This window comes from Nonomuraea diastatica (assembly GCF_004349015.1).
Lineage (GTDB): Bacteria > Actinomycetota > Actinomycetes > Streptosporangiales > Streptosporangiaceae > Nonomuraea > Nonomuraea diastatica.
This window is the reverse complement of sequence record NZ_SMKP01000084.1, coordinates 1-20,547: the sequence shown is the minus strand read 5'-3', so window position 1 is coordinate 20,547 and position 20,547 is coordinate 1. Positions and strand designations below refer to the sequence as shown.

The window sequence follows — 20,547 nt, the reverse complement described above, 5'->3', positions numbered from 1 at the left end:
CGGTGATCGCGGGTGCCGGTCGTGGTTCCTGTCGGTCGGCCTCTCTATGGTCTTGGTTCGTGGACCCGGTTCAAGGCACTCTCGACGAGCTCGGCACCCCGCTGAGTGACGTCACGTTCGTCGTGTTCGACCTCGAGACGACGGGGGGTGCCCCCGCCGAGGACGCCATCACCGAGATCGGCGCGGTCAAGGTGCGGGCGGGCGAGGTGCTCGGCGAGTTCTCCACGCTGGTCGATCCCGGTGGCCCCATACCGCCGTTCATCTCCGTGCTGACCGGCATCACCGACGCCATGGTCATGGCCGCGCCGCGGATCGACGTGGTGCTGCCGAGCTTTCTCGAGTTCATCCGCGGCGCCACGCTGGTGGCCCACAACGCCGGTTTCGACACCCGCTTCGTCAAGGCGGCCTGCGCCTCGCTCGGCTATCCCCCGCCGGTCAACCCGGTCGTCGACACCGTCGACCTGGCGCGGCGCGTGCTGACCCGCGACGAGACGCCCAACGCCAAGCTGTCCACGCTGGCCAGGTTCTTCCGCAGCTCCACCGAGCCGTGCCACCGCGCCCTGCAGGATGCCAGGGCCACCGTCGACGTGCTGCACGGGCTGATCGAGCGGGCCGGATCGTTCCAGGTCCACACGCTGGAGGAGCTCAAGTCGTTCGTCCGCGCCCCCACCCCGGAGCAGCAGCGCAAGCGCCACCTGGCCGAGTCCGTCCCGCATGCCCCCGGCGTCTACCTGTTCGAGGACGAGCGCGGCGAGGTCCTGTACATCGGCAAGAGCACCAACCTGCGCAACCGCGTGCGCTCCTACTTCACGGCGAGCGAGACCCGCCCGCGCATCCGCGAGATGATCGGCATCGCCGAGCGGGTGCGCCACATCGTCTGCTCGACCGCACTGGAGGCGGAGGTCAGGGAGCTGCGCCTCATCGGCGGCGCCAAACCGCGCTACAACCGCCGTTCCCGCTTCCCCGAGAAGGTGATCTGGCTCAAACTCACCACCGACCTGTTCCCGCGCCTGTCGATCGTGCGCGAGCTCAAGGACGACGGCGCCACCTATCTGGGCCCGTTCGGCAGCTCCCGCCTGGCCGACGACGCCCGCATCGCCCTGCACGAGGCGGTTCCCCTGCGCCAGTGCACGCAGCCGATCACGCTGCGCACCCGGCGGGCTGCCTGCGTGCTGCACGAGATGGGCCGCTGCGGCGCCCCCTGCGAGGGGAAGACCAGCCAGGAGGAATACGCGGTGCACGCCGAGAGCGCCCGCCGCGCGATGACGCTCGACGCCTCGGCGGTCTTCTCCGCCGTGTCGGCCCGCATGGAGCGTCTGTCGGTGGAGCAGCGCTACGAGGAGGCCTCCATCGACCGCGACCGGCTGGCCGCGTTCGTCCGTGCGGCGGCCCGCATGCAGCGGCTGAGCGCCATCACTCGCATCCCCCAGTTAGTGGCCGCCAGCCCCGCCTTCGGCGGCGGCTGGGACATCCACGTGATCCGCTACGGCCGGCTGGCGGCGGCGGGCGTCATGCCGAAGGGCGCCCATCCGACCCCGTTCGTCGCTTCGCTGACGGCCGCCGCCGAGTCCGTCATCCCTGGTCCCGGGCCCGTCCACGCCGCCAGCGCCGAGGAGACCGAGTGCATCCTGCGCTGGCTGGAGTCGCCGGGGGTGCGGCTGGTGGAGGTCGACGGCGAGTGGAGCCTGCCCGCCCAGGGGGCCGCCCGGCACAAGGCGCGCATCGATCTCGCGTACCAGCGGCCTGATCGCCCGCGCCCACGGGAGGGGCGGCCTTTGAGGTGAAACGATAGAGTTGCTACATGGTCACGGCTATTGTCCACATCAAAGCAGAGGTAGACCGGATCCCGGAGGTCGCCCAGACGATCGCCGAGGTCCAAGGGGTCAGCGAGGTCTACTCCATCACCGGCGAATACGACCTGCTCGCCATGGTCAGGGTCTCCGCCTACGAGGAGATCGCGGAGGTCGTTCCCGGGCGGATCAACAAGATCTCAGGTGTCCTGCACACCGAGACGCACATCGCCTTCCGCGCCTATTCCAAGCACGACCTCGAAGCGGCTTTCTCCATCGGCTTCCCCGAGTCCGACTGACCCCCGCACGCCGAGCACTCCCTCACGCACCTTCGCCGTCATACCCGGCGCCTGAGCCTGTGCGTCACCTCCCGGCCGCTGACGCCATTGCCCTCGGGTGTGCCGGCTTGCCCGGCATCACCTTCTCGCGCCTCCCTGAGCCCCTGTCTGGTCGTCCCAGGGTTTCCTAGCCCGATTACTCCCGGTTCCCGGTCACGGTCCAGGCTGGCGCCCGGCAGGCCCTTGTCTCCGGTGCCCGGCCATCCCGGCACCCCGTCTGAACAAGGCCGAGGACGCCGACGGGCCCGGACGAGCGGTGCTCGTCCGGGCCCGTACGGTGTGCGGCGTCAGCGCGTGAGGCTGTGGTCGTCGTCGGCTGAACCGACGGCGGCGTGCTCCTCCTCGTGCGCGTGCCCGTGCCCGTCGTCCAGCGGGATCTTCTCCCCGCCGTACGACTTGGACATGCGGGCGCGCAGCTTGCCCAGGGGCCCGCGCATGCCCTTCGGCGGGATTCCCGAGCCGTCGGGCGCGGCCGGGAGCATGAGCACCGGCTCCTTGCCGCGCATGTGCGCCTCGATGTCGTCGGCCGGGGTCGTGTGGACCTCGATGAACTCACCGTGCGGCAGCCGCTTGATCACGCCAGACTCCACGCCGTGCGAGATGATCGCCTGGTCGGAGCGCTGCAGGCCGAGGCACATGCGATAAGTGATCATGTACGCCAGCGCCGGCGCCACGAAGATCAGCACCCGTCCCGCGTAGGTCGTCCAGTTGAGGCTGACGTGGAAGAACGCCGAGATCTCGTCGTTGGCGCCGAGCAACCAGAGGACGCCGTAGAACGCGATGGCCGACATGCCGATCGAGGTGCGGTGCGGGTTGTTGCGCGGCCGGTCGGCGACGTGGTGCTCGCGGTGGTCGCCCGTCACCCAGCGTTCGAGGAACGGATAGAGCGCCAGACCGGTCATGATGATGCCCATCGGCACCAGGGCCGGGATGATGACGCTCAACGGCAGCGTGCCGGCATGGGACGTGCCGAAGAGGTTGACCTCCCAGGCGGGCATGATGCGCAGCGCGCCTTCGAGGAAGCCCATGTAGAAGTCGGGCTGCGAACCGGCCGACACGTCGGCGGGCGTGTAGGGGCCGAACAACCAGATCGGGTTGATCTGGGCGAACGTCGCCAGGCCCGCGACCACGGCCAGCGTGAACAGGAAGTACGCCCCGGCCTTGGCCATGAAGGCCGGGTAGAACGGCGCGCCCACGACGTTCTTGTTGTCGCGCCCCTTGCCGGGCATCTGGGTGTGCTTCTGCACCCACATGAGCACCATGTGGGCGGAGATCAACGCCAGCAGGATGCCCGGGATGAGCAGGATGTGCAGCGAGTAGAACCGGGAGATGACATCATCACCCGGATATTCCCCGCCGAACAAGAAGAACGTGATGTAGGTGCCGACCAGCGGCAGCGAGATCGCCACGCCCTCGGTGATCCGCAGACCGGCGCCGGAGAGCAGGTCGTCGGGGAGGGAGTAGCCGGTCAGGCCCTCGGCCAGCGCCAGGGTCAGCAGCAGCACACCGATGATCCAGTTGAGCTCGCGCGGCTTGCGGTAGGCGCCGGTGAAGAACACCCGCAGCATGTGGACCATCATGCCCGCCACGAACAGCAGGGCCGACCAGTGGTGCATCTGCCGGATGAGCAGACCGCCACGGACGTCGAAGCTGATCTCCAGCGACGACGCGTAGGCCTCGGACATCATGACGCCCTTGAGCGGCGCGTACGAGCCGTCGTAGGCGATCTCCATCATGCTGGGCTTGTACCAGAACGTCAGGAACGTACCGGTCAGCAGCAGGATGATGAACGAGTAGAGGGCGATCTCACCCAGCAGGAACGACCAGTGGTCGGGGAAGATCTTGCGCATGTTGCGCTTGAGGAAGTTCGCGCCGCCGAGGCGGTCGTCGAGGAACGTCGACGGCCCGGAGACGGCCTTCGGAACATTCGTGAGCTCGTCGCTCATGCGTCCTCCTCCGTCGGCCGCATGAGCGACACGCTGCTGTGGTGGATCATCGGCTCGCTACGCTCGCTCACGTCTGGCCTCCTTCCCTGACGGCGGCCTCGGCGTCACCGCGCTCCCAGTAGCTGGGGCCGACGGGCACCTCGAAGTCGTGCTGGGCGATGAGATAGCCCTCGGCGTCGACGGTGATCGGCAACTGCGGCAGCGGCCGGGCCGCGGGACCGAAGATGACCTTGGCACCGTCGGCCGCGTCGAACGTCGACTGGTGGCAGGGGCACAGGATGTGGTGGGTGTTCTGCTCGTAGAGCGCCGCGGGGCAGCCCACGTGGGTGCAGATCTTGGAATAGGCCACGATGCCGTCGTGCGTCCAGTTCTGGCGGGTGCCGCTCTTGATCTCTTCAGGACGGAACTTGATCAGGATCAGCGTCGCCTTGGCGAGGGCGGTGAGGTCGTGCTCGTAGCCCTCGGGGACGACCGACAGGATGCCGCCGGGCGAGTTGAAGTCGGCGGCGCGGATCGGCTGGCCCGTGCCCTCGACGACGAGTCTGAGCGGCTTGCCCTCCTTGGTCTTCTCGCCCCAGACGGTGTGGCGCAGGGTCTGGTTGAACTTGGCGCCGGGCATCTTGTTGTTGTCGAGGTCGCGCAGCAACACCAGCGGCACCAGCCCGAGCGGCGCGGCCGCGAGCAGCAGCGTGCGGCGCAGCAGCTTGCGCTTGACGAAGCCGCTCTCGTTGGCGCCCTGGACGAACGTGCCGGCCACGACGTCGCGGTCGGGGGCGGCGGAGGCCATCTCGTGGCGCTCCTGGATCAGGGAGTATTTCGGCATGATCTGGCGGACCCAGATCACGATGCCGATCGCCAGCCCCAGGATCGCCACGGTCAGGGTGCTGCCCAGCGCGAGGTTGGACACCCCGGTCGCCTCGGGCCCGCCGACCTGGAAGACCACGTAGGAGATGATGAACCCGATCGCCGCCAGGAACGTGATCAGGAAGCACAGGGCCACGATCTTCTCGGCCTTGCGGGCCTTGGCTTCGTCCTGCAGCGTGACGCCGGGGAGCTCCTTGTCGGCCTCCTGCGGCTGCTCGCTGGCGCCGAGCATCGAGGTGCCCGGCGCGGGGGTGCCGATGACGCGCTTGGGGACGCGTTCGCCCGGCTGCTCGATCTCGTGCTCGTTGTCTGTCATGGCTTCTGTCGCTTCTTCGCGGTGATCCAGATGGCGGCCAGTGCGAGGGCGCTGAGACCCACAATCCACGCTACGAGACCCTCGGTGACCGGGCCGATCCGCCCGAGGGCGAAGCCTCCCGGGTCCTTCTGCGCGCGCACCTGCGTGATGTAGGCGATCATGCTGCGCTTCTCTTCCGGGGTGATCGTCGTGTCGTTGAAGACCGGCATCGCCTGCGGGCCGGTGACCATCGCCTCGTAGATCTGCGTGGGGGTCGCCTCGTTGAGGTTGGGAGCGTGCTTGCCCTGCGTCAGGGCGCCACCGGCGCCGGCCCAGTTGTGGCACTGGATGCAGTTGGCGCGGAACAGCTCACCGCCCCTGCCCGCGTCGCCCAGCTTCGGGTCGACCTGTTCGGCGCCCGGCACCTGCGGGCCGCCGCCGAGCGACTGCACATAGGCGGAGATCTGCTTGATCTTCTCCGGGGTGACCCACTCGGGCAGCGGCTTGCGGGGCGCCTGGGGCCCGGGGTTGGCGGCGGGCATGCGGCCCGTGCTCATCTGGAAGTCGACGGCCGCGGCGCCGACGCCGATGAGCGTGGGCGCCGTCTCGGTGCCCTCGGCGTTGGTGCCGTGGCAGCTCGCGCAGTGCGCCACGAACAGGCTCTTGCCCTCGGCCACATCGTCGACCTTGCCTGCCGCCAATGCCGCGTCGGCAGGCTTACCCGCCTGGACAAAAGCGGCGTATGCCATCCCGACCAGCGCCAACGCCAAAATCAGGACGGCGTACCTCGCTAGGGGATGCCGCCGCCAAGCGGTGATCCTAGTCACAGAAGTCCCGTTCCTTAACGAATGATGTAGATGGTCGCGAAAAGACCGATCCAGACGACGTCGACGAAGTGCCAGTAGTAGGACACGACGATCGCGCTGGTGGCCTGCTCATGCGTGAAGCGCTTCGCGGCGTACGTGCGTCCCAGCATGAACAGGAACGCGATCAGGCCACCGGTCACGTGCAGGCCGTGGAAGCCCGTCGTCAGGTAGAACACCGAGGTGTAGGCGTTGGCGGACAGGGTCGCGCCGTCTGACGCCAGCTCGCCGTACTCGTACAGCTGCCCCGCGATGAAGACCGCACCCATGAGGAAGCTGACGATGTACCAGAAGCGGAGCTTGCCGACCTGCCCCTTCTCCGCGGCCCACACGCCGAGCTGGCACGTCACACTCGACAGCACCAGGATGATCGTGTTGACCGTCGCGAACGGGATGTTCAAGTCGTGCTCGGGGTTCGGGACCATGAGCGGATTCCACGCCAGGCCCCTCCCCTCGCTCACCGACCGGATGGTGAAGTACATCGCGAACAGCGCCGCGAAGAACATGAGCTCGGAGGACAGCCAGACGATCGTACCGACGCTGACCAGATTGGGTCTGCGGTACGGCTGGGCTGCCGTCGTCGAAGTTATTGCGGATGCTGTCGCCACGGGCAGCATTATTGCGGCTCCAGTGGTTGGTCCGGCGCACGACCCCCCGTTAGGGGGCACGAACCGCGCACCAACCTGGGATAATTGGGACAAACCACACCCAAACCGCCCACCCTGCGCGCCACGCGCTCGGGCGGCCTGGGATTGCACACCGCCGCACCGGTACGATCCCAGGTGACCATACTGCTACGACACGATAGTGAGCGCGACAGCGATGTCCACTGGGAGCACCGACGACACGATGAGGGTCCTCGTCTACAGCGACGACGCCGCCACCAGGGCCGAGGTGAGCGCGGCCGTCGGCAGGCGCCCGGCCGCCGACGTGCCTTTCGTCGAGATCGTGGAGTGCGCCACCGAGCCCAAGGTCCACCAGTGGCTGGGCTCCGGCGAGATCGACGTGGCCGTCCTCGACGGCGAGACCCAGCCCGCGGGTGGCATGGGCATCTCCCGCCAGGCGAAGGACGAGGTCTACGACTGCCCGCCCATCTGCCTGATCATCGCCAGGCGCGACGACCGCTGGCTGGCCGACTGGTCCAAGGCCGACGCCGTCGTGTCGCAGCCTCTGGAGCCGATGGTGCTGGCCGACACGGTCGCCGACCTCATGCGCCGCCGCTCCTCCACCCGACTCAACGCTAAGTAGGTGCCCATGGACTCCCGGACGACCTGGCCCACCCTGCTTTCCGCTCTCCTGTCAGGCGAGCACCTCACCTCCGACGAGACGGCCTGGGCGATGCGGGAGATCATGTCCGGCGCCGCGACGTCCGCGCAGATCGCCGGCTTCGCGATCGCGCTGCGCGCCAAGGGCGAGACGGTGGCCGAAGTGGTCGGCCTGGCCCGCACCATGCTGGAGCTGGCCACGCCGCTCAGCGTCGAGGGCCCCGTGGTCGACGTCGTCGGCACGGGCGGCGATCGCGCCCACACCGTCAACGTCTCGACGATGGCCGCCATCGTGGCCGCCGCCGCGGGCGCCAGGGTCGTCAAACACGGCAACCGCGCCGCCTCGTCCTCGTGCGGCGCCGCCGACGTCCTGGAGCACCTGGGCATCCGGCTCGACCTGACGCCCGAGCAGACGGCGCTGGTGGCGCGCGAGGCGGGCATCGCGTTCTGCTTCGCCCCGGTCTACCACCCCGCGCTCCGCTTCGCCGGGCCCACCCGCAAGGAGATCGGCGTCCCCACGGTCTTCAACTTCCTGGGGCCGCTCACCAACCCGGCCCGCCCCGCCGCCCAGGCCATCGGCGTCTTCGACGCCGCGATGCTGCCCGTGCTGGCCGGCGTCTTCGCCGAGCGCGGGGTCTCCGCCCTGGTGTTCCGCGGCGACGACGGCCTCGACGAGCTGACCATCGCCGGCACCTCCACGGTCTGGGTGGTGAAAGACGGCACCGCGACGCAGACCGGCTTCGACCCGTCGGTGCTCGGCATCCCACGCGCCGACGTGGGCGCGCTGCGCGGCGGCGACGTGGCGTTCAACGCCCAGGCGGTGCACGACCTGGTGCGCGGCAAGACCGGCCCGGTGCGCGACGCCGTCCTGCTCAACGCGGCCGCGGCCCTGGTGGCCCTCGACGGACCCGGCGACAACCTCGGCTCGGCGATGACCGACGGCTACGCCCGCGCGGTGCAGGCGGTCGACTCGGGGGCGGCTGCGGCCACTCTCGACCGCTGGGTGAAGGTCAGCAGCGCCTGCGGCCCCGCCTGACGCCCAGGCCCCGCGGCCCTGACACTCCTGGCTCGTACGACCTCGTGTGGTTGTCGTACGGTGGCCGGCTACGGCAGGGTGACGGTGGGGCCCGACTTGATCGAGCTCCACTTGAGCCACTGTTTCCAGCTCTCCTGCCAGTGCCCCCACCCGTTCATGGGCTCCAGCTTCCGCGGCGAGCCCGTGATGATGATCGGGTCGCCGATCAGCGTGTTCTTGATGAACCACGCGGCGTTCGCCGGGCTGACGTTCACGCATCCGTGGCTGACGTTCGCGTGGCCCTGCGACCCGACCGACCAGGGTGCGCTGTGCACGTACTCGCCGCTGTTGGAGATGCGGACCGTGTTGTAGACCGTCAGCCGGTAGTAGCCCGGGGAGCCGGGCCCGATCCCCGGCGAGGTCATGATCGTCACCGGTTCGCGCGACATGGCCAGGTGGATGCCCGAGGTGGTGTGGTACTTCCACTGCCCGCCCTGGCCGGCGCTCATCGGCATCGTCCGGACCTTCTTGCCGTTCCGCCTGACCGTGAGCACGTGGTTGTTGACGCTGCCCTTGGTGATCTGCTCGCGGCCGATCTTGAAGTTGAGGCGGACGTCGCGCTTGCCGTACATGCCGGGCCCGCCGCGCACTCCTGCCAGTTTGGCGTCAACCCGCACCTTCGTGTGCGCGGGCCAGTACTTCCGCGGCCGGAAGTCCACATGGGTGTCGTCGAACCAGTGCCAGGCACCCTCCACCGGTTTGGAGCTGCGGACGAGGAGGTTGCGCTCGACGGACACGCGGTCGGCGATCGGCTGGTCGAACTCGATCATGACGGGCATGCCGACGCCGACCGTCAGCCCGGTGTAGTCCTTGTTCGGGGTGATCGTCTTGATGTCGAACGTCTTGTTGCTCTTGACCGTCTTGAACGTGCTCCGCGTCTGGGTCTGCTTGCCCGCGGCGTCCGCCGAGACCGCGGTGACCGTGTAGGTCACACCCGGCCTGGCCGTGACGGTACTGCGCCATCGCGTACGGTCACCGCTCAGGACACCGTCCAGCGAGCCGGACTTGTCCCCCTCCACGCGCACGCTCCTGAGCGTGCCCCCTTGGGCCGACACCACGACGGGCTGGTCCGTGGGCACGTCGGCGGCCTTGTCGGCCGGAGAGAACGTCACAGAGGCCGCTCGCGCCCCCGCGCCCGCCATCGCGACCCCGTCGGGCTTGCCCGCCGTGCCACCCGACGTGCCGCCTGCCGAGCACGCGGTGAGCAGCGCCAAGGCCAGCAGGCCGGCCGATCCATACGCTACGCGCCCCACGAGTGACTCCCTTGTCCCGCTCCATTGCCTTACTAGATGAGAAATCCGCTCGCTTGGCGCCCCGTACCTGGTTAGGGCTATAGAGGCAGTCCACGTAGCAGATTTCTCATTAGTACCCTGAGTGATCGAATGACCACATCCGGGTACCGGTAAAGAACACCAAAAAGCGGGCGTCCTCCCCCAGGGGAGGGCGCCCGCCTCAGGTGTGGCTCAGTGCGAGAAGTTACCCCGGTAGTACTGGAACACGAACCCGATCATGGCCATGATGACCAGGAACACGCCGATCAGGAACATCCAGAAGCCGATCACGAACCCGGCGAAGGCGAAGGCCGCCGCCAGGCAGAGGAAGAGCGGCCACCAGCTGCTCGGGCTGAAGAAGCCGATCTCCCCCGCGCCGTCGCTGATCTCGGCCTGCTTGCTGTCCTCCGGCTGGGCGCCGATGCGCCGCGCGGTGAACATCAGGTAGTAGCCCACCATGAACGCGAACCCGACCGAGATGGCCATGGCCGTGGTGCCGACCGGCTCGCCTCTGCCCATCTCCGCCTTGGTCCAGAACCAGTAGGCGATGTCGACGCCGGCGAAGAACACGCCGCACAACAGGAACAGCCAACCCTGGACCTTCATCAGGCCTCGACCTCCTGGGCGGACTTGGCGGACACGTGCGGATAGTGCAGGTCGAACGCGGGACGCTCGGATCTGATGCGCGGCAGCGAGGTGAAGTTGTGCCGCGGCGGCGGGCAGGAGGTCGCCCATTCGAGCGAGCCGCCGTAACCCCAGGGGTCGTCGACGGTGACCTTGGGCGCGCTGCGCCAGGTCTTCCAGACGTTGTAGAAGAACGGCAGCGTCGAGGCGCCCAGGATGAACGCGCCCACCGACGAGATCATGTTGAGGTCGGTGAAGCCGTCGGCTGCGCTGTAGTCGGCGTAGCGGCGCGGGAAGCCCACCACGCCCAGCCAGTGCTGGATGAGGAACGTGGTGTGGAAGCCGATGAACAGCAGCCAGAACTGCAGCTTGCCGAGCTTGTCATCGAGCATCTTGCCGGTGAACTTGGGCCACCAGAAGTAGAAGCCGGCGAACATGGCGAATACCACGGTACCGAACACCACGTAGTGGAAGTGCGCCACGACGAAGTAGGTGTCGCTGATGTGGAAGTCGAGCGGCGGCGAGGCCAGGATGACGCCGGTCAGCCCGCCCAGCAGGAAGGTCACCAGGAACCCGACCGAGAACAACATCGGCGACTCGAAGCTCAGGTGCCCGCGCCACATCGTGCCGACCCAGTTGAAGAACTTCACACCTGTCGGCACCGCGATGAGGAACGTCATGAACGAGAAGAACGGCAGCAACACCTGCCCGGTCGGGAACATGTGGTGCGCCCAGACCGTGATGGACAGACCGGCGATGGAGATCGTCGCGGCCACGAGGCTGATGTAACCGAAGATCGGCTTGCGGCTGAAGACCGGCAGGATCTCCGTCACGATGCCGAAGAACGGCAGCGCGATGATGTACACCTCGGGATGGCCGAAGAACCAGAACAGGTGCTGCCAGAGCAACGCTCCGCCGAACTCCGAGTCGAAGATGTGGGTGCCCAGCTTGCGGTCGGCCTCCAGCGCCAGCAGCGCGGCGGCCAGCACCGGGAACGCCATCAGCACGAGCATGCTGGTCAGCAGCACGTTCCAGGTGAAGATCGGCATGCGGAACATGGTCATGCCGGGAGCGCGCATGCAGATGATCGTGGTGATGAAGTTGACCGAGCCGAGAATGGTGCCCAGACCCGACAGGGCCAGGCCCATGATCCACAGATCGCCGCCGACGCCGGGCGAGTTGATCGCGTTGGACAGCGGCGTGTAGGCGAACCAGCCGAACGACGCCGCACCGCCCGGGGTGAAGAAGCCCGAGACCGCGATGATGCTGCCGAACAGGTAGAGCCAGTAGCTCACCATGTTGAGGCGCGGGAACGCCACGTCGGGGGCGCCGATCTGCAGCGGCATCAGCTCGTTGGCGAAGCCGGCGAACAGCGGCGTCGCGAACATGAGCAGCATGATCGTGCCGTGCATGGTGAACAGCTGGTTGAACTGCTCGTTGCTGGTGAACTGCAGGCCGGGCTGCGCCAGCTCGGCCCGCATGACCAGCGCCATGACGCCGCCGATGAGGAAGAACACGAACGACGAGATCAGGTAGAGGTGCCCGATGATCTTGTGATCGGTGGAGGACAGCCACTTGGCGATGATCTGGCCCTTGGTTTCGGGCCTGATCGGCGTCCTGAGTGGTTCTTGGATGGCGGTCACTGGGCACTCCCAGCCTGTTGGGTCGCGATGTACTGGTCGAACTCAGCCTGCGGAACGAGCTTCACCGAGAAGAGCATCCGGCTGTGGTCGACACCGCACAGTTCGGCGCAGCGGCCGGCGAACACGCCTGTCCGGTCGAGCGTCGTGACCTCGAACTTGCGACCCGGGTCGTCCTGCTGGAGGCCGGGGATGACGTCCCGCTTGAACAGGAACTCCGGCACCCAGAACGAGTGAATGACGTCGTCGCTCTGCAGGTCGAACTCGACCTTGGTCTTCGTCGGCAGGACCAGCTGGGGGCCCTTGTTGTAGTCGCTCACCGGCACGCCGGAGACCGGCGGCAGCGTCTTGCCGTTGACGGTGGTGGTGAAACGCCAGCTCCACTGGTACGCCTCGACCTTGACCTTCACCGGCGCGTTGCCGGAGACATGCGTGAGGCGCTCGCTGTCGCGGGCGGTGAAGAAGAAGAACACCGACACCATGACGAGCGGGATCAAGGTGTAGAGCATCTCGATCGGCAGGTTGTAGCGGACCTGCGGCGGGAGCTCGGCCTTCGCCCTGCGCTTGCGGTGGAAGATGGCCGCCCACACGATCAGGACAATGACGACGGCACCCGTGGCGAGCGCGGCGATCCAGGCCCCGTTCCACAGGCTTTGGACCACATTGCCCTCTTCGGTGATGTGGCCGGGAAGAAGGCCGCGAGACCAGTCGGCCTCGGGGACGTCATTAGCACACGCCGTAGCAGTGGCCAGCAGCAACGCCAAAGCGGCGGCGCGTGGCACCCTGCGCCGGGCCAACGAACGCCGCGTCGTACGGCGAGTCGGACTCACGGATCGCCTACCCCACAGATGTAGCCCAAGAGTCTTTCCCCTGGGCGCGTATTGCTGTTTCTGATTCATGCACAGACTGACAAGCAGACACATTAGCGTGCAGGGGCCTTGCCCCACCGCGCGACCCCTCCATGGCGCCGGAAGTGGGACGATGAGTCTCGTGGCGTATTTCGACGCGGCCTCGAGTGAGCCGCTCCACCCTCAGGCACGCGAGGCGCTGCTGGCGGCGATCGACGTCGGCTGGGCCGACCCCGCGAGACTCTACGGCCAGGCCCGCCGCGCGCACCTGCTGCTCGAGCAGGCCCGCACGGAGGTGGCCGAAGCGCTCGGCGCGCGCCCCGACGAGGTGTCGTTCACCTCCTCGGGCACGCAGGCCGTGCATCTCGGCGTGCTCGGCACCCTACACGGGAGGCGCAGGGTCGGGCGTCATCTGGTCACCACGGCCGTCGAGCACTCCAGCGTGCTGCACGCCGGCGGCGTGCACGAACGCGACGGCGGCACGGTCGAGACCGTCGGCGTCGGCCTGACCGGCCGTGTCGACCTCGACCGCTTCACCGAAGCGGTGGCCCGTCCCGGCACGGCGCTGGCCTGCCTGCAGACGGCCAACCACGAGGTCGGCACCCTGCAGCCGGTGGCGGAGGCGGCCGCGGCGTGCCGCGCCAACGGGGTGCCTCTGCTGGTCGACGCTGCGCAGACGGCCGGCCGGATGCCGATCCCGCCTGGCTGGTCGGTGCTGGCGGCCAGCGCCCACAAGTGGGGCGGCCCCGCCGGGGTGGGCGTGCTGGCGGTGCGCAAGGGCACGCGATACCGCTCGTTCCTGCCGGAGGACGAGCGGGAGCGGCGGCGGGTGCCGGGCTTCGAGAACGTTCCCGGTATCGTGGCCGCGGCGGCCGCGCTGCGCGCGATGGCCGCGGAGGCGTCGCAGGAGCAGGCGCGGCTGGCCGAGCTCGTCGGCAGGATCAGGGAGACGGTCCCGAAGATCGTCCCGGACGTGGAGGTGATCGGCGACCCCGACCAGCGGGCGCCGCACATCGTGACCTTCTCGTGCCTGTACGTCGACGGCGAGGCGCTGCTGACCGAGCTGGACAAGGCCGGGTTCGCCGTGTCGTCAGGAAGCTCGTGCACCGCTAGTACGCTTCGTCCATCGCACGTTCTGGAAGCGATGGGCGTGCTGACGCATGGGAATGTCCGGGTGTCGCTGCCCAGGGGCGCTTCCGCGGCCGAGGTCGACCGATTCCTCGCCGTGCTGCCCGAGCTGGTGCGCCGCATCCGGCAGGACGCAGGAGTCGCATGACCGAGGTTACGCAGCCGGCTTTGACGATCGACGCGCTCGGGAAGAAGTGCCCGATCCCGATCATCATGCTGGCCGAGCAGATCAACCACGTCCCGCTCAACGCCGTGGTGGCGGTGCTGGCCGACGACCCGGCCGCCTACACCGACGTGCCGGCGTGGTGCAGGCTGAAGTCGCACCGCCACGTCGGGTCGTACGAGCTGCCGGAGGGCGGCTGGGCGATCCACGTCAGGCGCAACTACTGACGGCCCCGCGCGCGGGGCCGTCCCGCCCGGCGGCGGGACGGCCTGCGGCGCTCAGGGGTGGTAGCAGCGGATGTGCTCGGCGACCTCCGCGGCCGCCTCGGCGCCGTAGGCGGCGCCGAACCGCTCGAGGAAGATCTGCTGGCCGAGCTCGTATTCCTGGCCGCCGACGCGCTCCAGCACGTGGGTGGCGGTCAGGTTGCCGATCTGGCCGCAACGCTCCAGCGGCAGGCCCCAGGCCAGGCCCGCGAGGAAGCCGGCACGGAAGGCGTCGCCGACGCCGGTGGGGTCGGCCTTGCCCCGCTCGGGGGCGGGGGCGACCATGATCGAGGGCTCGCCCTTGCGGTCGATGACGGCGCCCTTGGGGCCGAGCGTGGTGATCCGGACGCCGACCCGGTCGAGGACCTCCGCGTCGGACCAGCCGGTCTTCTGCTCGATGAGCCCCTTCTCGTAGTCGTTGGAGAACAGGTAGGAGGCGCCGTCGACGAGCGTGCGGATCTGCTCGTCCTCCATGCGGGCGAGCTGCTGGGAGATGTCGGCGGCGAAGCCGATGCCGCGCTGCTGGCACTCCTTGGTGTGGCGCAACATCGCGTCGGGGTCGTTGGGGCTGATGAGCACGAGGTCGAGGCCGTCGACACGCTCGGCGACGGGCTGCAGCTCGATCAGCCGGGCCTCGGCCATGGCCCCCGTGTAGAAGGAGGCGATCTGGTTGTGGTGGTCGTCGGTCGTGCACAGGAAGCGGGCGGTGTGCCGGGTCTCCGAGACGTGCACGGATCCGCAGTCGACGCCGTGGCGCTCCAGCCACGAACGATAGTCGGCGAAGTCGTTGCCGACGGCACCCACCAGCATGGGCGTCAGGCCCAGACAGCCCATGCCGAACGCGATGTTCGCGGCGCATCCACCGCGACGGATCTGTAGGTCATCGACCAGGAACGAAAGTGACACCCGGTCGAGTTGCTCGGCGATCAGCTGATCGCCGAAGCTTCCGGGAAAGGTCATCAGATGGTCTGTCGCGATGGAGCCGGTTACGGCGATGCGCACGGGGTTCTTCTTCCTCGTTGTCAGCAGGCCAGTGGGCCCAACGAGAATACGTCAAGGTCCCGCGCGCACAAAGGCGCACGGGACCTGGCGACCAGTCGCCCGTCGCTCTAGTTGAACGAGTCGCCGCAGGCGCAGGAGCCCGTGGCGTTGGGGTTGTCGATGGTGAAGCCCTGCTTCTCGATGGTGTCGACGAAGTCGATCGAGGCGCCCATCAGGTAGGGCGCGCTCATCCGGTCGGTGACCACACTGACGCCGCCGAAGTCGGACACCACGTCGCCGTCCATCGACCGGTCGTCGAAGAAGAGCTGGTAGCGCAGGCCGGAACAGCCGCCCGGCTGCACGGCGACCCGCAGCTGCAGGCCCTCCTCGCCCTGCTGCTCGAGCAAGCTCTTGACCTTGGCCGCGGCCGCGTCGGTCAGGATCAGGCCCTGTGCCGTGGTCTCGCTGCTCTCAACCGTCATCTGCTGACTCCCTAACCCGGCTGTCTGTTTTCGACGTCCTACTGATGACGCTACCAACACCTCGGGGATGCCACACATTCCCGGGGCCACGTCCCCCCGATTGCCCGCGTTCGTCCGTGTGCCATGATGAGTATCGTCAATTCGACGATAAGGGGGTACGGCCATGGCCACCCAGACTGGACTGCCACTCTTCGTCCTCGGCAGTGGCGCCGATCCGCACAGTGAGAAGGGGGTCGAGTGTCCCGGCGAGCTGCCGCCCGCCTCCGACCCCGGCCTCGTGGAACGCGCCCGCAAGGCGAAGGAGGCCCTCGGCGACCGCCTCTTCGTGCTCGGCCACCACTACCAGCGCGACGAGGTCATCCAGTTCGCCGACGTGACAGGCGACTCCTTCAAGCTGGCCCAGCAGGCGGCGGCCCGGCCCGAGGCGGAGTACATCGTCTTCTGCGGCGTGCACTTCATGGCCGAGTCCGCTGACATCCTGACCGGTGACGCCCAGAAGGTGGTCCTGCCGGACCTGGCGGCCGGCTGCTCGATGGCCGACATGGCCACGTTCGACCAGGTCGAGGAGTGCTGGGACGCCTTGGAGGACGCCGGGCTGGCAGGCCAGGTGATCCCGGTCACCTACATGAACTCCAGCGCCGACATCAAGGCGTTCTGCGGCAGGAACCGGGGCGCGGTCTGCACCTCCTCCAACGCCCGCCGCGCCCTCGACTGGGCCTTCGAGCAGGGCGGCAAGGTGCTGTTCCTGCCCGACCAGCACCTCGGACGCAACACGGCGGTCCTGGAGATGGGCATGTCGCTGGACGACTGCGTGGTGTGGAACCCGCACCGCCCGGGCGGCGGGCTGACGCGGGAGCAGCTTGAGCGCGCGCGGATGATCCTCTGGCGGGGCCACTGCTCGGTGCACGGCCGCTTCACCGCGGAGTCGGTGGACGACGTACGCGCGCGCATCCCGGGCGTCAACGTGCTCGTGCACCCGGAGTGCCGCCACGAGGTGGTGCTCAAGGCCGACCACGTGGGCTCGACCGAGCACATCATCAGGACGCTTGAGGCGGCGCCGGCGGGCTCCAGCTGGGCGATCGGCACCGAGCTCAACCTGGTCAAGCGCCTGGCCCGGACGTTCCCCGACAAGAACGTCTCGTTCCTGGACCGCACGGTCTGCTACTGCTCGACGATGAACCGGATCGACCTGCCCCACCTGGTGTGGGCGCTGGAGTCGCTGGTCACCCGGGAGGACGGCGCGCCGGGCGGTGCGGTGGTCAACCAGATCACGGTGGACGACGACACCGCCCACTGGGCCAGAGTCGCCCTCGACCGCATGCTGGCCCTCCCGTGACGCGCCGCCCGAGGCCCAGGGCCGGGGCTTCGGGCGGGCCTCGGGCCTACGCGAAGTCGTAGCCGACCCGGACCCTCACCGAGAGGGTCTGGCGGCCAGGACTGATCGAGGCGCCGCTCTCCGCGGCGGCCATCGTGAGCGGCTGCGGGCCGCTCTCGACCTCCTCGCTCACCGACACGACGCGGCCCAGCGGCCGGCCGGACAGCTCGGCGTACTGGGCCGCCTTGGCGGCGGCGTCGCGGAACGCCAGGACCCGGGCCTCCCGCAGCGCGCCGGCCGGATCCGACACCTCGAACACCACGCCGTTGAGCCGGGCCTCCTCGCCCACCCCCGCCACGGTGTCGATGACGCCGTCGGCCCCGGCCAGGTCGCGGACGACGACCTCCACGCCCCGCGCCCCGCGGTAGGCGGCCACCTTCGGATAGGACTCGTACTCGGGCCCGAGGGAGAGCTCGGCCGTGCGGACGTCCTCAGGGGCGATCCCCGCCCCGCTCAGCGCCTCGGCCAGCCGGGCGGCGGCCGCCCTGACGGCGGCGAAGGCGTCGGCGGCCGACGCCCTGCGCACCTCGACGCCCGCGTGCAGCCGCAGGATGTCGGGCACGGCCAGGACGGCGCCCTCGCCGACGACGGTGATGTCCATGCCCTGTCCTTTCCGGGGTCCTTCCCGGGTCCTTCCCGGAAGGCGGTCGTGTCCCTCACTGCGTATCAGATCCCCTGGCGGCTTACGAGGGGTTCCTGCTGAAGCGGAAGCCCATGCGGCCGAACTCCGCCTTCTCCGGCGCCGTCGCCAGCACGCGGCTGACCCGGCCGGACAGGTCGATCACCACGGCCTCGTGCCCGGACCCCTTGGCGCGCCACACCGCCAGGTGCTCGTCGTCCCACCAGCCGATGAGCCGCTTGCTGGCGAACGGGACGGTGACCACACCGGTGTCGTCGCCCGAGGTGGGGCGGGCGCACAGCGACGTGCGCGCGCTCGTGCAGTGGGCCAGGAAGCGGTCGCCCGACGGCGAGACGTCGTCGCCCTCCACCCACACCGGCGACCCGGCGTCCCGCAAGGTGCGCAGGCGCTTGCCGTTCAGGTCGTAGAACGTCATCTTGCCGCCGACCCACGTGCCGACCGACCGGCTGTCCGCGTTCCAGAAGAAGCGCCACTCACCCGCGCCCTCCTCCTTGATCGGGAACGTGCGGCCCGTCCCCTCGGCGATGTCGATGATGCCGTAGCCGTGCTCGTCGGTGTCGCCATCGGCGCCCTTGTAGAGCGTGACCAGGCCGTACCTGCCGTCGGGCGACCAGCGCGGCGTGGTGGGGAAGACCGGCTTGCGGCTGAGCTTGACGACGCGTTTGGCGTCGGTGGCGTGGTCGATGATCGAGACGGTGGCGTGGTAGTCGGCGCTGTAGTCCACGTCGGTGCCGAGTGCCCGGTTGCTGCCGGGATCCAGGGCGTAGTCGAAATAGCGGCGGTCGCGGGTGAAGGCGCCGCTCGCGTGCTGCCTGACGTAGAGGCTCTTGCCGCTGCCGGTCGTGTACGACGCGAGCCTGATCGGGTCGTCCGCGCGTTCCTCGATCTCCACGGAGGTGCCGGGAAGCGTGACCGTCCCCTCGGTGGGCCCTCCCGTGGTGGGCCCTCCCGTGGTGGCAGGGCCGGACGAGTCGGGCATGGCGACGGTCGGCGTGGGGGACGTCGTACGGCCCTGCAGGTCGCCGAGGCGCACGGCGACGAACGTGCCGGCAGCGGCGAGGACGAGGGCGCCCGCGACGCTCCCGGCGATGATCCAGCCGGTCGCCCGTCTCCGCCCCGGCTGCGTGTGCGGATAGACGGCCCTCGACTGGTGCGGCGCCCGCAGGCGGGAGGCGGCCGCCGCGCTGCCCTGCTGGAGGAGGCCTGGCTGCTCGTACGCGGGTTGCGGAGCCGGAGCGTGGCCGAGCAGGCGCATCAGGGCGTCGTTCGCGGCGGGCCGCCGGTCGGGGTCCTTGGCCAGGCAGTCCGTCACCAGCGTGCGCAGCGCGGGATCCTGGACGGCGCCGACGTCCGGCTCGGTGTGCATGATGCGGTTGATCACGGCGGGCAGGCTGTCCTGCCCGAACGGCGGCTGCCCCGACGCGGCGTACAGCAGCGTGCACGCCCACGCGAACATGTCGGACTTCGGCCCCGGGCTCGACCCGGACAACTGCTCGGGCGCCATGAACGCGGGCGTGCCGACCACCGCGCCGGTGAGCGTCGAGGTGAGGTCGCGTGCCTTGGCGATACCGAAGTCGATCACCCGCGGGCCGTCGGAGGCCAGCACCACGTTCGACGGTTTGAAGTCGCGGTGCACGATGCCCGCCTGGTGGATCGCCACCAGCGCCGTGACGGTGCCGATGGCCAGCCGGTGCAGGGAGGCTCCCTCGCGCGGCCCCTGCGTGCGCACGACCTCGGCGAGCGTGGGGCCGTCGATGAACTCGCTCACGATGTACGGCCGGCCGCCGAACAGCCCCGTCTCGATGACCTGGGCCGTGCAGAACGGTGCCACCCGCCGGGCCATCGCCACCTCGCGGACGAACCGCTCCGACGCCTCGCGGTCGCCCGCCAGGTCGGCGCGCAGGAGCTTGAGCGCGACCTTCGTGCCGTCCGGCGCCGTCGCCAGGTAGACGATGCCCTGCCCGCCCTCGCCCAGGCGTCCGGTCACGGTGTACGCCCCCACGGACGCGGGATCCCCTGGCCTCGGAGCCGCGAGGTCCGGCATGTACTACCCCCACAATATGGCGTCTTTCACGCCATTCTGGTGGGTTTCGCGGCTCCCCGTCACCCGTTCACGGGACCACCTCAGCGTACGCCTGAGACGGCGTCCACGATCGCCTCCGGGGCTTCGAGGGGCACCTGGCGGCCGACGGCCGGCAGGCGTACGAGCTCGGCCGCCAGGTCTTGCGCGAGCCGCTCCTGGCAGGCGTCCCGCTCGCCCGTGCTGATCACGGTGACCGCCACGGCGGGGACCGGCTTCTCCTCCCTGAGCCGGTGCAGGTCGGCCGCCATGTCGCGCCGGGCCAGCCACTCCCCCACGACGGCGGCCGGCACCTTGCCCATGCTGTAGACGCCCGCAGGGTCGGAGCAGCCCGCGAACAGCCGGTGCGCCGGGGGGCCGATCATGCGGGCCAGCGCGGTCGCCCCCCACGTGCCGCCCAGGGCGGGCAGCCACCGGCCCGCGGATCTGGCAAGTGCGAGCGGCCGCCGCTTCCTGGCGCAGGCCGGGGCCACGAGGACCAGCCCCGCCACGCAGAGCGGGTGCAGCCTGGCGAACGCCTCCGCGTGCCAGCAGGCCACGCCGTGGGCGACGACCGTCACCTGCTCGGGGTGGGCGGGGGCCAGCGCGGCCAGCCTGGCGGCCTCGGCGTACAGGG

General features: G+C 69.3%; 20 protein-coding genes. 7 read left to right on the top strand and 13 right to left on the bottom strand.

What is annotated here, in order from left to right; all coding sequences use genetic code 11:
• Nucleotides 1–59 precede the first annotated feature (59 nt).
• Both E1294_RS27355 and E1294_RS27350 read left to right on the top strand, forming a co-directional pair.
• On the top strand, nucleotides 60–1,784 hold the full coding sequence (locus E1294_RS27355; protein WP_132512968.1) for a DEDD exonuclease domain-containing protein: 1,725 nt from the start codon (nucleotides 60–62) through the stop codon (nucleotides 1,782–1,784).
• Nucleotides 1,785–1,801: 17 nt separating this feature from the next.
• Nucleotides 1,802–2,089, top strand: a complete 288-nt coding sequence (locus tag E1294_RS27350; RefSeq protein WP_132512966.1) for an Lrp/AsnC family transcriptional regulator — start codon at nucleotides 1,802–1,804, stop codon at nucleotides 2,087–2,089.
• A gap of 326 nt (nucleotides 2,090–2,415) precedes the next feature.
• On the opposite strand, the gene qcrB is transcribed toward E1294_RS27350, so the two are convergent.
• From qcrB to ctaE, 4 genes are all read right to left on the bottom strand, one after another.
• A complete protein-coding gene (qcrB, locus tag E1294_RS27345; RefSeq protein WP_132512964.1) occupies nucleotides 2,416–4,074 on the bottom strand; it encodes a cytochrome bc1 complex cytochrome b subunit in 1,659 nt (552 codons plus the stop codon).
• Between the two features lie 67 nt (nucleotides 4,075–4,141).
• On the bottom strand, nucleotides 4,142–5,254 hold the full coding sequence (qcrA, locus tag E1294_RS27340; protein WP_132512962.1) for a cytochrome bc1 complex Rieske iron-sulfur subunit: 1,113 nt from the start codon (nucleotides 5,252–5,254) through the stop codon (nucleotides 4,142–4,144).
• Nucleotides 5,251–6,060: a cytochrome bc1 complex diheme cytochrome c subunit gene (gene qcrC, locus E1294_RS27335; RefSeq protein WP_132512960.1), complete on the bottom strand. Its 810-nt coding sequence runs from the start codon at nucleotides 6,058–6,060 to the stop codon at nucleotides 5,251–5,253. Before qcrC ends, qcrA begins: the two co-directional genes overlap by 4 nt.
• A gap of 14 nt (nucleotides 6,061–6,074) precedes the next feature.
• Nucleotides 6,075–6,713 (bottom strand): aa3-type cytochrome oxidase subunit III, encoded by a 639-nt coding sequence (gene ctaE, locus E1294_RS27330; protein WP_132339473.1) that lies wholly within the window; start codon nucleotides 6,711–6,713, stop codon nucleotides 6,075–6,077.
• A 205-nt stretch (nucleotides 6,714–6,918) separates the two neighbouring features.
• Between ctaE and E1294_RS27325 the strand changes: the two genes are divergently transcribed.
• Nucleotides 6,919–7,344, top strand: a complete 426-nt coding sequence (locus tag E1294_RS27325) for a hypothetical protein (protein ID WP_132512958.1) — start codon at nucleotides 6,919–6,921, stop codon at nucleotides 7,342–7,344.
• A 6-nt stretch (nucleotides 7,345–7,350) separates the two neighbouring features.
• Nucleotides 7,351–8,397, top strand: a complete 1,047-nt coding sequence (gene trpD, locus E1294_RS27320) for an anthranilate phosphoribosyltransferase (protein WP_132512956.1) — start codon at nucleotides 7,351–7,353, stop codon at nucleotides 8,395–8,397.
• Nucleotides 8,398–8,465: 68 nt separating this feature from the next.
• Here trpD and E1294_RS27315 read toward each other — a convergent pair whose 3' ends face one another.
• From E1294_RS27315 to ctaC, 4 genes are all read right to left on the bottom strand, one after another.
• A complete protein-coding gene (locus E1294_RS27315; RefSeq protein WP_132512954.1) occupies nucleotides 8,466–9,689 on the bottom strand; it encodes a L,D-transpeptidase in 1,224 nt (407 codons plus the stop codon).
• Between the two features lie 210 nt (nucleotides 9,690–9,899).
• Nucleotides 9,900–10,313 (bottom strand): cytochrome c oxidase subunit 4, encoded by a 414-nt coding sequence (locus tag E1294_RS27310; RefSeq protein WP_132512952.1) that lies wholly within the window; start codon nucleotides 10,311–10,313, stop codon nucleotides 9,900–9,902.
• Nucleotides 10,313–11,974, bottom strand: coding sequence for an aa3-type cytochrome oxidase subunit I (gene ctaD / locus E1294_RS27305; protein WP_132512950.1), 1,662 nt, complete (start codon nucleotides 11,972–11,974; stop codon nucleotides 10,313–10,315). Before ctaD ends, E1294_RS27310 begins: the two co-directional genes overlap by 1 nt.
• Nucleotides 11,971–12,753: an aa3-type cytochrome oxidase subunit II gene (gene ctaC, locus E1294_RS27300; RefSeq protein WP_484213983.1), complete on the bottom strand. Its 783-nt coding sequence runs from the start codon at nucleotides 12,751–12,753 to the stop codon at nucleotides 11,971–11,973. The genes ctaD and ctaC overlap by 4 nt, the downstream gene beginning before the upstream one ends.
• A 199-nt stretch (nucleotides 12,754–12,952) precedes the next feature.
• Between ctaC and E1294_RS27295 the strand changes: the two genes are divergently transcribed.
• Nucleotides 12,953–14,095: a cysteine desulfurase family protein gene (locus E1294_RS27295; RefSeq protein ID WP_165977498.1), complete on the top strand. Its 1,143-nt coding sequence runs from the start codon at nucleotides 12,953–12,955 to the stop codon at nucleotides 14,093–14,095.
• Nucleotides 14,092–14,337 (top strand): sulfurtransferase TusA family protein, encoded by a 246-nt coding sequence (locus E1294_RS27290; protein ID WP_132512946.1) that lies wholly within the window; start codon nucleotides 14,092–14,094, stop codon nucleotides 14,335–14,337. Before E1294_RS27295 ends, E1294_RS27290 begins: the two co-directional genes overlap by 4 nt.
• A gap of 51 nt (nucleotides 14,338–14,388) precedes the next feature.
• Here the strand turns inward: E1294_RS27290 and E1294_RS27285 are convergent, their stop codons facing one another.
• Nucleotides 14,389–15,375, bottom strand: coding sequence for a carbohydrate kinase family protein (locus E1294_RS27285; protein ID WP_132512944.1), 987 nt, complete (start codon nucleotides 15,373–15,375; stop codon nucleotides 14,389–14,391).
• Between the two features lie 107 nt (nucleotides 15,376–15,482).
• The gene (gene erpA / locus E1294_RS27280; protein ID WP_043638338.1) at nucleotides 15,483–15,836 is read right to left on the bottom strand and encodes an iron-sulfur cluster insertion protein ErpA; all 354 of its coding nucleotides are present in this window, start codon (nucleotides 15,834–15,836) and stop codon (nucleotides 15,483–15,485) included.
• Between the two features lie 163 nt (nucleotides 15,837–15,999).
• Here erpA and nadA point away from each other — a divergent pair, with 163 nt between their 5' ends.
• Nucleotides 16,000–17,172, top strand: a complete 1,173-nt coding sequence (gene nadA, locus E1294_RS27275) for a quinolinate synthase NadA (RefSeq protein WP_132512942.1) — start codon at nucleotides 16,000–16,002, stop codon at nucleotides 17,170–17,172.
• Between the two features lie 46 nt (nucleotides 17,173–17,218).
• Here the strand turns inward: nadA and E1294_RS27270 are convergent, their stop codons facing one another.
• From E1294_RS27270 to E1294_RS52975, 3 genes are all read right to left on the bottom strand, one after another.
• Entirely contained in the window at nucleotides 17,219–17,812 is a 594-nt protein-coding gene (locus E1294_RS27270) for an SIMPL domain-containing protein (protein ID WP_132512940.1), read from the bottom strand.
• Nucleotides 17,813–17,894: 82 nt separating this feature from the next.
• Complete coding sequence (locus E1294_RS27265; protein ID WP_246083311.1) at nucleotides 17,895–19,838, bottom strand: serine/threonine-protein kinase; 1,944 nt, start codon at nucleotides 19,836–19,838, stop codon at nucleotides 17,895–17,897.
• Between the two features lie 137 nt (nucleotides 19,839–19,975).
• Nucleotides 19,976–20,547: hypothetical protein (locus tag E1294_RS52975; RefSeq protein ID WP_220447966.1), on the bottom strand; the 572-nt coding region annotated here is incomplete at its 5' end.

Excerpts from the sequence above, each read along its gene's own strand:
- E1294_RS27350 (WP_132512966.1), top strand. The coding sequence starts at position 1,802 with ATGGTCACGGCTATTGTCCACATCAAAGCAGAGGTAGACCGGATCCCG.
- qcrB (WP_132512964.1), bottom strand. The coding sequence starts at position 4,074 with ATGAGCGACGAGCTCACGAATGTTCCGAAGGCCGTCTCCGGGCCGTCG.
- qcrA (WP_132512962.1), bottom strand. The coding sequence starts at position 5,254 with ATGACAGACAACGAGCACGAGATCGAGCAGCCGGGCGAACGCGTCCCC.
- ctaE (WP_132339473.1), bottom strand. The coding sequence starts at position 6,713 with ATGCTGCCCGTGGCGACAGCATCCGCAATAACTTCGACGACGGCAGCC.
- E1294_RS27325 (WP_132512958.1), top strand. The coding sequence starts at position 6,919 with ATGTCCACTGGGAGCACCGACGACACGATGAGGGTCCTCGTCTACAGC.
- trpD (WP_132512956.1), top strand. The coding sequence starts at position 7,351 with ATGGACTCCCGGACGACCTGGCCCACCCTGCTTTCCGCTCTCCTGTCA.
- E1294_RS27310 (WP_132512952.1), bottom strand. The coding sequence starts at position 10,313 with ATGAAGGTCCAGGGTTGGCTGTTCCTGTTGTGCGGCGTGTTCTTCGCC.
- E1294_RS27295 (WP_165977498.1), top strand. The coding sequence starts at position 12,953 with ATGAGTCTCGTGGCGTATTTCGACGCGGCCTCGAGTGAGCCGCTCCAC.
- E1294_RS27290 (WP_132512946.1), top strand. The coding sequence starts at position 14,092 with ATGACCGAGGTTACGCAGCCGGCTTTGACGATCGACGCGCTCGGGAAG.
- erpA (WP_043638338.1), bottom strand. The coding sequence starts at position 15,836 with ATGACGGTTGAGAGCAGCGAGACCACGGCACAGGGCCTGATCCTGACC.
- nadA (WP_132512942.1), top strand. The coding sequence starts at position 16,000 with ATGGCCACCCAGACTGGACTGCCACTCTTCGTCCTCGGCAGTGGCGCC.
- E1294_RS27270 (WP_132512940.1), bottom strand. The coding sequence starts at position 17,812 with ATGGACATCACCGTCGTCGGCGAGGGCGCCGTCCTGGCCGTGCCCGAC.